Origin of the sequence: Streptomonospora nanhaiensis, from assembly GCF_026642255.1 — a bacterium.
GTDB classification, from domain to species: domain Bacteria; phylum Actinomycetota; class Actinomycetes; order Streptosporangiales; family Streptosporangiaceae; genus Nocardiopsis; species Nocardiopsis tropica.
Window position 1 is genome coordinate 1,619,971 of record NZ_CP113264.1, and the last position, 13,612, is coordinate 1,633,582.

Annotated in this window: 12 protein-coding genes; 8 read left to right on the plus strand and 4 right to left on the minus strand. The window is 72.8% G+C overall.

From position 1 onward, the window contains the following. The first annotated feature begins 40 nt into the window (after positions 1 to 40). The gene (locus tag OUQ99_RS07175) at positions 41 to 2,149 is read left to right on the plus strand and encodes an ATP-dependent DNA helicase (protein ID WP_267948644.1); all 2,109 of its coding nucleotides are present in this window, start codon (positions 41 to 43) and stop codon (positions 2,147 to 2,149) included. 119 nt (positions 2,150 to 2,268) lie between these two features. On the opposite strand, the gene OUQ99_RS07180 is transcribed toward OUQ99_RS07175, so the two are convergent. Further along, entirely contained in the window at positions 2,269 to 2,796 is a 528-nt protein-coding gene (locus OUQ99_RS07180) for a DUF6315 family protein (protein WP_267948645.1), read from the minus strand. Between the two features lie 174 nt (positions 2,797 to 2,970). After that, entirely contained in the window at positions 2,971 to 3,318 is a 348-nt protein-coding gene (locus tag OUQ99_RS07185; RefSeq protein WP_267948646.1) for a hypothetical protein, read from the minus strand. Positions 3,319 to 3,538: 220 nt separating this feature from the next. On the opposite strand from OUQ99_RS07185, the gene OUQ99_RS07190 reads away from it, so the two are divergent. Further along, entirely contained in the window at positions 3,539 to 5,083 is a 1,545-nt protein-coding gene (locus OUQ99_RS07190) for a hypothetical protein (RefSeq protein WP_267948647.1), read from the plus strand. Positions 5,084 to 5,127: 44 nt separating this feature from the next. Here the strand turns inward: OUQ99_RS07190 and OUQ99_RS07195 are convergent, their stop codons facing one another. Then, positions 5,128 to 5,961, minus strand: a complete 834-nt coding sequence (locus tag OUQ99_RS07195) for a glutamate racemase (RefSeq protein WP_267948648.1) — start codon at positions 5,959 to 5,961, stop codon at positions 5,128 to 5,130. Between the two features lie 243 nt (positions 5,962 to 6,204). On the opposite strand from OUQ99_RS07195, the gene OUQ99_RS07200 reads away from it, so the two are divergent. The 5 genes from OUQ99_RS07200 (at position 6,205) to OUQ99_RS07220 (ending at position 12,163) form a co-directional block, all read left to right on the plus strand. After that, complete coding sequence (locus OUQ99_RS07200) at positions 6,205 to 7,656, plus strand: FAD-binding oxidoreductase (RefSeq protein ID WP_267948649.1); 1,452 nt, start codon at positions 6,205 to 6,207, stop codon at positions 7,654 to 7,656. A gap of 60 nt (positions 7,657 to 7,716) precedes the next feature. Further along, on the plus strand, positions 7,717 to 9,003 hold the full coding sequence (locus OUQ99_RS07205; protein ID WP_267948650.1) for an SAM-dependent methyltransferase: 1,287 nt from the start codon (positions 7,717 to 7,719) through the stop codon (positions 9,001 to 9,003). Between the two features lie 160 nt (positions 9,004 to 9,163). Then, the gene (locus OUQ99_RS07210) at positions 9,164 to 9,664 is read left to right on the plus strand and encodes a hypothetical protein (protein WP_267948651.1); all 501 of its coding nucleotides are present in this window, start codon (positions 9,164 to 9,166) and stop codon (positions 9,662 to 9,664) included. A gap of 198 nt (positions 9,665 to 9,862) precedes the next feature. Further along, the gene (locus OUQ99_RS07215; RefSeq protein WP_267948652.1) at positions 9,863 to 11,149 is read left to right on the plus strand and encodes a sugar ABC transporter substrate-binding protein; all 1,287 of its coding nucleotides are present in this window, start codon (positions 9,863 to 9,865) and stop codon (positions 11,147 to 11,149) included. Positions 11,150 to 11,257: 108 nt separating this feature from the next. Further along, positions 11,258 to 12,163, plus strand: a complete 906-nt coding sequence (locus OUQ99_RS07220) for a carbohydrate ABC transporter permease (RefSeq protein ID WP_267950284.1) — start codon at positions 11,258 to 11,260, stop codon at positions 12,161 to 12,163. Between the two features lie 38 nt (positions 12,164 to 12,201). Here OUQ99_RS07220 and OUQ99_RS07225 read toward each other — a convergent pair whose 3' ends face one another. After that, positions 12,202 to 12,489 (minus strand): hypothetical protein, encoded by a 288-nt coding sequence (locus tag OUQ99_RS07225; protein ID WP_267948653.1) that lies wholly within the window; start codon positions 12,487 to 12,489, stop codon positions 12,202 to 12,204. A 297-nt stretch (positions 12,490 to 12,786) separates the two neighbouring features. Between OUQ99_RS07225 and OUQ99_RS07230 the strand changes: the two genes are divergently transcribed. Then, positions 12,787 to 13,569 carry a carbohydrate ABC transporter permease gene (locus OUQ99_RS07230; RefSeq protein WP_267950285.1) on the plus strand — a complete coding sequence of 261 codons (783 nt, stop codon included), beginning with the start codon at positions 12,787 to 12,789 and terminating at the stop codon, positions 13,567 to 13,569. The last annotated feature ends 43 nt before the right edge of the window (positions 13,570 to 13,612 follow it).

Consider the following 13,612-nt stretch of genomic DNA (forward strand, 5'->3'; position numbering starts at 1 on the left):
CGGAGCCCGCCCTGTCCCCACGGGCCGGTACTGTCGATCCGTGGCAGATCTTCCCGACGTTCCGACCCTGCTCGACGCCGCCGTCACCGCTCTCGGCGGCAGCCGCCGCGAGGGCCAGACGGCCATGGCCGACGCCGTGGCCGCGGCGGTCGACGAACGCGAGCACCTGGTGGTCCAGGCCGGTACCGGCACCGGCAAGTCCCTGGCGTACCTGGTACCCGCGGTCAGACACGCGATGGACCGGAAGAACACCGTGGTGGTCTCCACCGCCACCATCGCCCTCCAGAACCAGCTCATCGACCGGGACCTGCCGCGCCTGGCCGGGGCGCTGTCCTCGCTGCTGCCGCGCGAGCCCACGTTCGCCGTGCTGAAGGGCCGCCGCAACTACCTGTGCCGCAACCGGCTCCAGACCGCGGACGAGGACGCGGAGGACGCCGAGCTGTTCGACCCCCGGCAGCTCTCCTCCCTCGGCCGCCAGGTGGCCCGCCTGCACGAGTGGGCGGAGGAGACCGTCACCGGCGACCGCGACGAGCTCGTCCCCGGCGTCAGCGACCTCGCCTGGCGGCAGGTGTCCGTGGGCGCCAACGAGTGCATGGGGGCCCGCATCTGCCCCTTCGGACAGGAGTGCTTCGCGGAGTTCGCACGCGAGGCCACCCAGGGAGTGGACGTGGTGGTCACCAACCACGCGATGCTCTCCATCGACATGGCGCAGGGCCGGCACATCCTGCCCGAGCACGACACGATCATGATCGACGAGGCGCACGAGCTCGTGGACCGGGCGACCTCCGTGTCCACCGGCAGCCTGAGCGAGCGCGTCGTCAACACCGCGGCCAAGCGCGCCGCCCGCCTGGTCGAGCCCGGGATCAGCGAGCGCCTCACGGAGTGCGCCGACGGGCTCGCCCTGATGTTCACCGAGTCGCCCGACGGCCGCCTGGACCACATCGACGACGCCCTGGCCAACGCGGTCGCGGCCACCCGCGACGCCGCCTCCGCCTGCGTCACGGCCATCGGCCCCTCGCCCGGCGAGCTCGACCCCGACGGCGCCAGCGACCGCCGCCTGGCCCTGGCCGCTCTCGAAGAGGTGCGCGAGACCGCCGTGCGCGTGCTGGAGTCCTACGAACCCGCCCTGCGCGACCGCACCGAGGTCGTGTGGCTCACCAGGGCCCCGGGCCGCCAGCCCGCCCTCAACGTCGCCCCGCTCGCCGTCGGCGGGCTGCTGCGGGAGAAGCTCTTCGGGGACCGCACCGTCGTGCTGACCTCGGCCACCCTCACCCTCGGCGGTTCCTTCACCTCCCTGGCCAACCAGTGGGGCCTGGGCCGCGAGGTCACCCGGGAGGCCGCGGAACGGGCCGCCGCGGGCGCCCCCGGGACGACGCGGGCGCAGACCGGGGACGGGGACACTCCGGCCGCCGGCCCGGACGAGGACGACGACGGCCCCCACCGCGCGGCGGGGGAGCCCCGCTGGCGCGCGCTGGACGTCGGGTCGCCCTTCGAGCACGCCCGCAGCGGCATCCTGTACGTGGCCACCCACCTGCCGCCGCCCGGGCGCGACGGGCTCGCGCCCTCCTACCTCGACGAGATCGCCGAGCTCATCGAGGCCGCCGACGGCCGGGCCCTGGGCCTCTTCTCCTCCATGAGGGCCGCCCAGCAGGCCTGCGACGAGCTCCGGGACCGGCTCGACCAGCCGATCCTGTGCCAGGGCGAGGACTCCACCGGCCAGCTGGTCCGGCGGTTCGCCGAGGACGAGAGGTCCTGCCTGTTCGGCACCCTGTCGCTGTGGCAGGGCGTGGACGTGCCGGGCCCCTCCCTGTCGCTGGTGATCGTGGACCGCATCCCGTTCCCCCGTCCGGACGACCCCCTCGCCTCCGCCCGTCAGCGGGCCGTGGCCGCGCACGGCGGCAACGGGTTCCTGTCGGTGGCGGCCACCCACGCCGCGCTGCTGCTCGCCCAGGGCACCGGCCGGCTGCTGCGCTCCACCGACGACCGCGGGGTCATCGCGGTCCTGGACCCGCGCCTGGCCACCGCCCGCTACGGCGGCTTCCTGCGCGCCTCGCTGCCGCCCTACTGGGGCACCACGGACGCCGAGGTGGCCCGGTCGGCGCTGCGCCGGCTGTCCCGGCGGGCGGCACCCGAGCCGGCCGCGGGCTGAGGGCCGCCGACCGTGCCCGCCCCGGGACGCGCGGCGGCCGGGCGCCCGTCACGGGCGCCCGGCCGCAGGCCGTGGGCGGTGCCGGGGGCGTTCGCGCTCCGGCGGTGGGACCGGACCGGTCAGCCCCGGGTGCGGTAGCCGAAGAGGCGGACCGCGTACGCGGGGGACTCGTCGTCCTCGGACTCCTGGATGAACCAGCGGTCGTCGTGCTCGCCGACCAGGAGCTCGTTCCACATCATGTCGATGAGCTTCAGGCGTGACACCACGGACGACTCGGGGTCCAGGACGATGGAGTAGGCGTGGTCGGTCAGCCGCTGGGTGACCATGCCGACCGACTGGCCGTCCCAGATGGCGGGGACGGGGGCGTGGCCGACCTCGATCCCGCACAGCCGCAGCTGCTCCATCTCCTCGTCGAGGGCCTCCGCCGCGAGGGCGCCGTCCAGCCTGAGGGCGTCCTCCAGCTCGTCGCGGTCCTCGTCGGTGCGCAGATAGGCGTGGTAGGTGCGGTAGCCGCAGGTGCGGCACTTGCGCCAGACGACGCAGCGGGCCAGTCCGTAGGCCGACTGGGCCTCGCCCACACTCTGGTAGTCGCTCACCTCGCGAATCATGCCGCATTCGCAACACAGGGCCGTGAGATCCTGCTTCATCAGAGTCCCCCCTCCCAGGCGAGTATGCGACGAACGGAGCCCGTTAGGGAACCCGTTCGGAGAGGAAGTCGCGGCAAGGCCTCGTCATCAATGCCCAAAATGACCGGGTAGAGGGTTTCGGACACGTCCTCCCCGAAGCGTCGGTGTGGCAAGTCCTCCTCCGCCGGGTCGGCGCTACTCGTCCATCGACAGGCCGCGCTTGTTGCGCGCGCTCCAGTCGCGCATGCGCTGGGGGTAACCGACGATCTGCACGTCGTAGGCGGGGGCGGCCAGGTCACGGGCGACCTTGCGGATCACCTCGGGGGAACCGCAGCGGCGCCGGATCCACTCGCCGTCGGTGGCCACGGCGACGGCCGTGGTCCGGGTGGCGAACGTTTCGGGCTCGACGAAGAACTCCACGCCCACCCTGCTCTTCGAGAACTCGATCAGCGCCTTGATGTCCGAATCCTCGGAGGCCCGGTCGAAACGGGCCTTGCCCTTGCGGTTGGCCTTGCGGAGTCCGAAGCGGTCTCGCCATCCCATCGGCGCTCTGTCCCCTCAGGTACTGCTGCGGGTGGTGTGCGGAGCGGGGGTCCGTGTCCGGATCCCCCGGGGCCGCGGTGCCCCAGAGTCTATCCCGCCCAAACCACACGGATCGGGCGTGCAGGCCCCGCCCGGCACCGGTCTCACGCGTTTCCCGGACAGCCCTGTCACCGCGCTGCTACGTTCTGTTGTCACGCGGCACCATCAGGGGGAGAAGAGCATGCCGATGTGGACGTGGGCAGGGGAGACCTCCCGCCGGCTCAGGGCGGCGGGGCAGGACGAGCTGGCGGACGGGGTCACGGCGCTGCCCGTGCTCTGCGAGGCGGGGGACGCGGTACGGGTGGAGGCCGTGGCCAGGTCGGCGATGCGCACCGCGCGCCGGCTGGTCGCCGAGGCGGGGAGCGCGCAGGCCGCGGTGCCGGGGGTCTTCGGGCCGCCGACGCTGTTCTTCCTCGCGCACTGGCCCCTGGCCGTGCGGGTCGGGGTGCTCGCCGAGGGCAGGCGCGCCCTGGCCCAGGTGACGGCGGCCGCCGCCGACGAGCCGGCGCCGCACGAGCACGGCCCGCTGCCGGTGTCCCTCCAGGAGACGCTCGTGCGCTGCCACGCGAACGTGGACGCCAGGGGGACCACCGACCTGCGCCGCGATCTGCTGTCCACCCGCAGCCTGGCCGGCTGGGAGCGCACCCCGGCCTGGCCCGCCCTCACCCTGGCCCGTGTCAACCTGCTGATCGACGAGGACCTGGCCGACCGGGCGGAGACGGAGCTGCGGCGCTACGAGCACACCGCCACCGGACCGGCGGTGCTCGGCGCCGACGGCGTCTTCACCCTCGTGCGCGCGCTGCGCCACCAGGACAAGCACACGCAGGCCCTGGAGGTCCTCGACCGGATGGAGGCGGAGCTCGCCCTCGACGAGGCGAACCCGCGCCGCGACGCCCTGCGCCGCCGCATCCGCTTCGAGCGGGCGCGGCTCCTCTCCTGGCTCACCAGGCTCGGCCAGTGCGCGCCCCGCGAGGCCATCGCCCCGCTCCCGACGGTCGAGGAGGCGGAGGCCCACCCGGGTCTGCGGCCCGCCTGGGTGGAGGCCGTCGAGAACCTCGTCTGCCAGGGCGCCGTCCGCAACGACTGGCGGCTCGGGGTCCGTGTGACCACCTGGTCCCGCTACTTCGAGAGGGTCGGGGCGCCCCGCCGCGGCGCGGAGCTGGCCCTGGCCGCCGCCCGCCTGGCCGCCGGCCGCGGGGCCCGCTGGGTGGCGACCTGCTCCGCCCAGCGCGCGGAGAGGCTGATCGGGGAGCTGGGCCGCACCGACGAGATCCTGGGGGACCTGGTCGAGGCCCGCGCGATGATCGGCGGGATCCCCCCGATCGCCCCGGCGGCGCCCGCCGAGCGGATCCTGGCGTTCCTCCGCGCACAGCCCGCCGAGCAGGTCGATCCCGAGTTCCAGGCCGAGCAGGTCAACGCGGCCCTGGAGAGGATCCCCCACGACACGCCGCTCCTCAGCGCGCTCGGCCAGGTCGGGCGCACCCTCATGCTGTCGGACGCCGCCACCGAGCCGCAGTGGAGGCACGTGCGCGAACAGCCCGGTGACCAGCGGGCGGCGCTGTCCCTCCTGGAGACGCTGCTCCACGACAACGACACCGCCGGCGTGCGCGACCTGGTGCGCACCCTCGCCGCCGGCGCCCTCAACGGCGGTCCCGACGCGGAGGCCGGGTTCGGTCCGGGCGCGGAGCCCCCGGTCCTGGCCACCGCTCCGGGGGCGGCCTTCTAGGCGCTGCCGGGAACGGCCCCCGGCCGGTGACCCCGGCGCGGAGGTCAGGCGGGCGCCGACCGGCCCGCGACCCCGGCCGCGGCGGGCTGGGCCCCGGCGATCGCGCGCCCGGCCGGGTAGGCGAGGGCGGCGGAGGGCAGCCGGGCGGGTCGTCCGCTGGCCAGTACCCGCACCAGGCCGGCACGGTTGCGACCGCCGTCCGCGAGGGCGGGCCGGGCCGCCGCGTCGGCGACGCGCCGCAGTGTCTGCGCGGCCACCGCCCCGGCGGCGGTGAAGAGCTCGGCCCGGCCGCCCAGCGCGGCGGAGATCCGTTCGCCCACGAGGTCGTAGTGGGTGCAGCCCAGCACGACGCCGCGCACGTCCCCCGGTGTGAGGTCGGCGGCGTGGGCGACGGCGTCGTCGATGAGCCGGGGATCCGCGGACTCCACGGCCTCGGCGAGCCCGACGCAGGCGACCGGCGTCACGTCCACGCCGCCCGCGAAGGTCTCGATCAGCCGGCGCTGGTAGGCGCTGCGCGTGGTCGCCACGGTGGACCAGACGGCGATGGGCCCTCCGGCCGCGGCGGCGGGTTTGATCGCGGGGACCGTCCCGACCACCGGCACGTCCGGCTCGAACTCGGCGCGGAGCTCGGCGAGGCCGTGGACCGAGGCCGTGTTGCACGGTACGACCACCGCGTCCAGCCCCCGGCCGCCCGCGGCGCCCGACGCCGCGCGGGCCCCGGCCAGCGCGCGGGCGATCACCTCGTCCGGCGTCCGCCGCCCCCAGGGCATGTGGTCCGGATCCATGGCCAGGAACAGGTCGGCGTCCGGCCTGGCGGCGTGCAGCGCCGCCGCGGTCGAGAGCATGCCGATGCCGGAGTCTACGAGAGCGATACGCACGAACCCAGATCCTACGTCGTGCCCGCCTCCGGCCGCCCACACCGGTTCGGTGACCCCGGTGAACACGTGACCCGGGCAACACCCCAGGTAGACGGACTTCTGGGAAGACACGGCACAAATGGGGTGGCACAAGACCGTTACCGGTAGGTAGAACTGAGGAGATCGGCCCATCCCAGCCGCTCCCGGCGGCCAGGGCCGATCCGACCCACACTGTGCGTCGCCGACACCGGAACGGGAACTGGGATGACTCCTCAACAGCAGGGAACGGGCAGCGGCACCGCGGCCGGACGGCGGACGGGGTTCGCCGAGCACATAGCGGCGGTCCAGCGGGTCCGCCGCGACTACCGGGCACTTCCGCAGGACGCGCCGGTCCGGCTGGCCAAACCCACCTCCAACCTGTTCCGTTTCCGGGAGCCCTCCTCCGGCCCCGCCCTGGACGTCTCCGGCTTCACCGGCGTCATCGCCATCGACCCGGTCGAGCGCCTCGCCGACGTCGGCGGCATGACCACCTACGAGGACCTCGTCGCGGCGACCCTCCCGCACGGGCTGATGCCGACCGTCGTCCCCCAGCTGCGCACCATCACCCTGGGGGGCGCCGTCACCGGCATGGGGATCGAGTCCTCCTCCTTCCGCAACGGCCTCCCGCACGAGGGCGTCCAGGAGATGGAGATCCTCACCGCCACGGGCGACGTCGTCACCGCCACCCGGGACAACGAGCACAGCGACCTCTTCCACGGCTTCCCCAACTCCTACGGCACACTCGGCTACAGCCTGCGCCTGCGCATCGAGCTCGAACCCGCGTCCCCCTACGTGCACCTGCGCCACCTGCGCTTCCACGGAGCCGCCGAGGCCATGGACGCGCTCGCCCGGATCTGCGAGGACCTCGAGCACGAGGGGCAGCCGGTCGACTTCGTGGACGGGGTGGCCTTCGGGCCCGGTGAGCTGTACCTCACCCTGGCCCGGTTCACCGACCAGGCGCCCTGGACCAGCGACTACACCGGGAACGACATCTACTACCGGTCCATCCGGCGCCACGCGGGCCGCGGCCCGGGCGACTACCTCACCCTCCACGACTACCTGTGGCGCTGGGACACCGACTGGTTCTGGTGCTCGCGCGCCTTCGGCGCCCAGCACCCGCTCGTGCGCCCCCTGTGGCCGCGCTCCCTGAAGCGCTCCGACGTGTACCGCAGGCTGGTCGCCTGGGACCGGCGGACCGACTTCTTCCGCCTCCTCACCCACTACCGGGGCAAGCGCCCCCAGGAACCCCTGATCCAGGACGTCGAGGTCGGCGTCGAGAGGGGGGCCGAGTTCCTGGACTTCTTCCACTCCGAGATCGGCATGGCCCCGGTCTGGATGTGCCCCCTCCGGCTCCGCGAGCCCCGGCGGCCCGAGCTGGGGGAGGGCGAGCACATCTGGCCGCTCTACCCCCTGGAGGACGGCCGCCTCTACGTGAACTTCGGTTTCTGGGGGCTCGTCGACATGAAACCGAACCAGCGCCGCGCCCACCACAACCGGCTCGTCGAGGAGCGTGTCGCCGACCTGGGCGGACACAAGTCCCTGTACTCGGACTCCTTCTACGGCGAGGACGAGTTCTGGCGGCTCTACAACGGTCCCGCGTACTCCGCGCTCAAGGAGGCGTACGACCCCGGGGGGCGGCTGCTGGACCTGTACGCCAAGTGCGTGCGAAACCGCTGACACCACAGGGAGGCGGGCCGTGGGGACGGACCGCCTCCGAGAGAGGTAAGGACAGAGAGCATGCGTCTTGCCGAGATCTTCGAGCGCGTCGTCGGGCCTGACGCGCCCCTCCGGTTCACCGCCTACGACGGCAGCAGCGCCGGGGACCCGGACAGCGACGTCGCCCTGCACGTGCGGACACCGGTCGCCGTCAACTACCTGGCCCAGTCCCCGAACGGGCTCGGGCTCACCCGCGCGTACGTCTCCGGCCACCTGGAGCTGGAGGGCGACATGTACACCGCCCTCAGACACATGGCGGACTTCGCCTTCGCCGAGGGGATCAACGTGTCCGCCCGCGACCTCGCCGAGATCGTCCGCTCCGTGGGCTGGGTCAAGTTCGTCAACCGGGTGGCCCCGCCGCCGGAGGAGATGACCCGCGGCCGGCTGGCGACCCGGGGCTGGCGCCACTCCAAGCAGCGGGACGCCGAGGCGATCCACCACCACTACGACGTCTCCAACGCGTTCTACGAACTGGTGCTGGGCCCGTCCATGACCTACACCTGCGCGGTCTTCGACGACGCCGACGGCGCCCCGGACAGGGTGGGCCGGGAGGACGGCGCGCTGGAGAGCGCCCAGTTCCGCAAGTACGCACTGGTCTCGCGCAAGCTCGGCCTGGAGCCGGGTATGCGCCTGCTCGACGTGGGCTGCGGCTGGGGCGGCATGGTCATGCACGCCGCCCGGGAGCACGGGGTCCGCGCCCTCGGCGTCACCCTGTCCAAGGAGCAGGCCGAGTGGGCGGGCAAGAAGATCGCCCAGGAGGGGCTGTCGGAGCTCGCCGAGGTCCGGCACATGGACTACCGGGACGTGCCCGACGGCAGCTACGACCGGATCAGCTCCATCGGCCTGACCGAGCACATCGGCGCCAGGAACCTGGACGCCTACTTCGCCTCGCTGTACGCCAAGCTGGTCCCCGGGGGCCGGCTGCTCAACCACTCCATCACCCGGCCGCGCAACAACCTCAGGCCGATGGACACCGGCGGCGTCATCAACCGGTACGTGTTCCCCGACGGGGAGCTGGAGGGGGCGGGCCGGATCCAGACCGCGATGAACGACGCGGGCTTCGAGATCCGCCACCAGGAGAACCTGCGCGAGCACTACGCGCTCACCCTCCGCCACTGGGGCGCCAACCTTGAGCGCAACTGGGACGAGGCGGTCGCCGAGGTCGGAGAGGGCACGGCCCGGGTCTGGCGGCTCTACATGGCCGGGTCCGTGCTGGGGTTCGAGCGGGACGTGGTGCAGCTGCACCAGATCCTCGGGGTGAAACTGGACGGCACCGCCGCCCACATGCCCCTGCGCCCGGTGTTCTGACGCCGGCGGGCCCCGGCGCCCCGAGGCCCCGGGGGCCCGCGCCGGCGGGGCCCGCCGGCCCCTGTTCGCCGGAAGGGGATCCCGGCCTGTCCGGGGCTCCGCCGGGACCCGTTCGCGGCATCATGGACCCGAGCCCCACCATCCAGAAGGGACCACCACCGTGTCCTCAGAGTCATTCTCCGGACCATCCCACGATCCCCGCGACGGCAGGACTCCGCCGCCGGAGACGCCGGACCGCGTCCGGCGGACCGCGATCGAGCTGATCGAGGCCTACGCGGACCGGGACCGGGAGGCGCTCGACGCGGTCGTCCCGCGCGCCGCCGACGACGTGGACGAGGTCCTGTCGGAACTGAAGGTCGTCGCCGCCTTCCTCGGCCGCAGGGTGCAGCAGACCGGTGTGGTGTGGAAGCCCGCCGACTCCCGCGAGGCCGTCGCCCGTACCGTCGCCGAGATGCTCCCGCCCGAACTGGAGTTCGCGGTCGCCACCGCGTGGGAGGCCCACTCGGTCGGCGAGGAGGAGGCCGCCGAGCGCTTCACCCGGGGCGACCCCATGGTCTACGTCCACATGCTCGCGGCGTTCGGGGCCGCCATCGGCCTGGCCGTCTACAAGCGCGCCGAACTCCTGTCCGTCCTGCGCCAGGTCACCGGCCTGGCGGAGTAGGGCGGCGACACGCGGGTCCGGGACCCCGGTGGCGGAGGGGTCGGGCGTGCCCCGGGGCGCGCGGTGAGCCGGTTCCCGGGCCCCGACCCCTAACGGGTCAGACACAAATCACAGTGGTTTACTTCACTGGAGGCCGTTCTTTACGTAGGTTTCCTACCAACCCTCAGGGGACCCTCGAAAGGAACGGGAGGCGTGCCGATGGCCCGCAGACGAACCCACAAGTACGTTCCACTCCCCGCCGCCGCGGTGGCGCTGGTCCTGGCCGCCACGGCGTGCGGGTCCGGCGGGGGCGGTGACGGCTCCGCCGCCGACGGGCTCACGGTGTGGATCATGCAGGGCACCAACCCCGACGAGACCGGGTTCTTCGAGGAGGCCAACGCCGCGTTCACCGAGGAGACCGGTGTCGAGGTCGACGTCGAGTTCATCCCGTGGCAGGACGCCCAGAACAAGATCTCCACGGCCATCGCCGGAGGGACCACGCCCGACGTGGTCGAGCTCGGCAACACGCTCACCCCCGGGTTCGCCGACGCCGGGGCGCTGCACGACCTGTCCGGGTACGACATCGACACCGACCAGTACATCCCCGGCCTCATGGAGATGGGCCGGCTCGGCGACGGCGTGTACGGCGTCCCCTGGTACGCCTCCATCCGCTCCGTGGTCTACCGCTCGGACATCTTCGAGGAGCACGGCCTGGAGGTGCCGGAGAACTGGGAGGAGCTGCGCGAGACCGCGACGGCCCTCGCCGAGGCGGAGGACGGCATGATCGCCTTCCCCGTGCCCGGCGACGCCCAGTACTCGGTCATGCCCTGGATCTGGGGCGGCGGCGGGGAGATCGCCGTCGAGCAGCCGGACGGCACCTGGGTTTCGGAGATCGACACCCCCGAGGGCCGGGCGGGGATCGAGTTCTTCACCGGCCTGGCCCTGGAGGACGGCACCTCCACCACGGGCGCGGTCAACTGGACCGAGATCGAGGTCATGGAGTCGATCGCCAACGAGGAGGCGGCGATGGCCATCCTCGGCAGCGCCAACCCGAAGGCCATCCTGGAGAGCAACCCCGAGCTGGAGGGCAGGATCGACTCCTTCACCCTCCCCGGCCGGGAGGAGGGGTACATGCCCTCCTTCGCCGGCGGCTCCCTGCTCTCGGTCTTCGAGGGCACCGGCAACGAGGAGGCGGCCTGGCAGTACGTCCAGCACCTCACCGGCGACGAGTTCTCCATGCGGTGGTCCGAGGAGACCGGATTCTTCCCCGGCGTCACCGCGAAGGTCGAGGAGTTCTCCGAGTCGGCCGACCCGATCCTGGGACCGTTCGCGGTCCAGCTCAACGAGGCGAGCCGCGGCGTTCCGGTGACCCCGGCCTGGACCCAGGTCGAGGCCGAGAAGCTCCTGGTCGGCATGCAGCAGTCCATCCTCAACGGCGAGGCCTCGGTGGACGAGGCCACCGCGGACACCGCCGCGGAGATCGAGCGCATCCTCAACGGGGGTTAGGCAGTGGGAACACCGGTCGGGCTGGGAACCAGTGGACCGGGGCAGGGCGTCCGCCGCCCCTCCGGACCGTCCCCGAGGCGGTCCGGGGCCGGGCGGCGGCCCCCGCTCCTGGGCCGGCGCGCACGGAGGACCCTCCTCCCGTGGGTGCTGCTCGCCCCCGCGCTGACGGTCATCGGGCTGCTCCTGCTGTTCCCGCTCGGCCGGATCCTGTGGCTCTCCTTCCGCGACTTCAAGCTGCGCAACCTGATGTCCGGCGAGTCCGACTTCATCGGCCTGGACAACTACGTCGCGCTGCTGACCGACCCCTACCTGTGGCAGGTCGCCATGGTGAACACGGTCGTGTTCGCCGTGGTCGCGGTCCTCACCACGATCGTCGTCGGCACGCTCGTGGCACTGCTGCTGTCGACGCTGTCCACGGTCCCCCGGCTCGTAGTGGTCTCCTGCATCATGGTCGCCTGGGCCATGCCCGCCGTCAGCGGGACCTACGTCTGGGTCTGGATCTTCGACGTCGACAACGGCGTCGTCGCCCAGGCGCTGACCTCCCTCGGGCTGCTCGACCCCTCGGGGCACAACTGGTTCGCCGACCGGCTGTTCTTCTACGCCATCGTCACCCTCAACGTGGTGCACGGCGGTTTCCCGTTCGTGGCGGTCACCGTCCTGGCCGGACTGCTCACCGTCCCCGCCGAACTCCACGAGGCGGCCCGGATCGACGGGGCCGGCGCCTGGAAGCGCTTCTGGCACGTCACGTTCCCGGTGCTGCGGCCCGTGTTCGCGGTGGTCACGGTGCTGTCGACGATCTGGGACTTCAAGGTGTTCGCGCAGATCTACCTGATGCCCGGCGGCGACGTGGGCGGCTCGGACATGCTCAACCTCGGCGTGTGGTCCTACGTGAGGTCCTTCGGCCACAACGACTACGGGCTGGGCGCGGCCATCGCCGTCCTGCTCACCCTGCTGCTGCTGGTGGTCACGGTGTTCTACCTCAGGGCGCTGTTCCGAGAGGACGGGCTGAGGTGACCGGGCGCGGCTGCGGGGCGCGCACGGGGGGCCACGGCTCAGTGGACGCCCGACACCAGCTTGTCCCGCACCCGGCGCCAGTCCACGGAGGCCAGGGAGCGCCGGTTGAGGTCCTCCCGGACCGCGGACATGGTGCGCAGGTCGTACTCGTCGAGCGGGCGCCCGTCGTCGTTGTCCTGGTTGACCAGGTTGTCCACGTACGCGAACAGCAGCCGGCCGCCCGTGTCGGCGAGGGCGTGCCGGACCGCCCTGTCGCGGAACCGCGCGTCGTGCGGGATCCAGCTGATGACGACCTCGGTGGGGGAGGGGCCCGGGGAGTCGTGCACGGCGCTACCCCGCCGCTTCCGGCGGTCCCGACCATCCTGGCGACACGGCCCTCACCCCTCCTCGCCCGCCGGGGCCGGACAGGCGTCCCGCACCGGGCAGAGGTGGATTCTAACGGCCCGTCCCGGCCGCCGGACAACCCGATCCCGCCCTACGGGCGCCGCTGACGAGGAGGACCGTTGGGCACGACCGCACACGTATCGGCCGCCACCGACCGCGACTGGGAGGAACGGGTCCGCCGGGCCAGGCGCAGGGGCGGCGCAGTCCGCTCAGGCCGCCTCCTGGCCAAGGGCGCCGCGGTGGGCGCGCTGCTGCTGTTCACCCTGTTCCCGGTGTACTTCATGCTGACGAGCGCGTTCTCGGACCGGAGCACCTCGGGCACCGGGGCGCTGCTGCCGACCGCGCCGACCCTGGACAACTTCGCCTACGTCCTGACCGAGGGCAACTTCGACACGTACATGGCCAACTCGCTGGCGGTCGCCTGCATCACGGTGGTGGGCGCGTGCGTGCTGTCGCTGCTGGCCGCGGTGGCGGTGGCCCGGTTCCGCTTCCGGTTCCGCACCGCCGTGCTGGTCATGATCCTCATCGTGCAGATGGTGCCGCTGGAGGCGCTGGTCATCCCGCTCTTCCTCCAGGTGCGCGACCTCCAGATGCTCAACACCCTGCTCGGCCTCGGCATCGTGTACGTGGCCCTGTCCCTGCCGCTGGCGGTGTGGATGATGCGGGGCTTCGTCGCGGCCGTGCCCGTGGAGGTGGAGGAGGCCGCCTACATCGACGGCGCCTCCTGGCTCCAGATGTTCTGGAGGGTCCTGTTCCCGCTCGTCGCGCCCGGCCTGGTGGCGACCGCGATCTTCTCGTTCATCGTGGCCTGGAACGAGTTCGTGCTCGCCCTGACCTTCATGACCCAGAGCGAGAACTACACCGTCGCGGTCGGCCTGCGCCAGTTCTTCGGCCAGTACGCCAACGAGTGGGGGCACGTGATGGCCGCGTCCACCCTCATCACCCTCCCGGTCATGGTCTTCTTCATCCTCGTCCAGCGCTTCCTGGTCTCGGGCCTGGTCCAGGGCGCGGTCAAGGGGTAGGGGCGGGGCCGGCCCCGGGAGGACCGGTCCCGCGCTCCCGGCG

Excerpts from the sequence above, each read along its gene's own strand:
- OUQ99_RS07180 (WP_267948645.1), bottom strand. The coding sequence starts at position 2,796 with ATGAAGCAGGATCTCACGGCCCTGTGTTGCGAATGCGGCATGATTCGC.
- OUQ99_RS07185 (WP_267948646.1), bottom strand. The coding sequence starts at position 3,318 with ATGGGATGGCGAGACCGCTTCGGACTCCGCAAGGCCAACCGCAAGGGC.
- OUQ99_RS07190 (WP_267948647.1), top strand. The coding sequence starts at position 3,539 with ATGCCGATGTGGACGTGGGCAGGGGAGACCTCCCGCCGGCTCAGGGCG.
- OUQ99_RS07200 (WP_267948649.1), top strand. The coding sequence starts at position 6,205 with ATGACTCCTCAACAGCAGGGAACGGGCAGCGGCACCGCGGCCGGACGG.
- OUQ99_RS07205 (WP_267948650.1), top strand. The coding sequence starts at position 7,717 with ATGCGTCTTGCCGAGATCTTCGAGCGCGTCGTCGGGCCTGACGCGCCC.
- OUQ99_RS07215 (WP_267948652.1), top strand. The coding sequence starts at position 9,863 with ATGGCCCGCAGACGAACCCACAAGTACGTTCCACTCCCCGCCGCCGCG.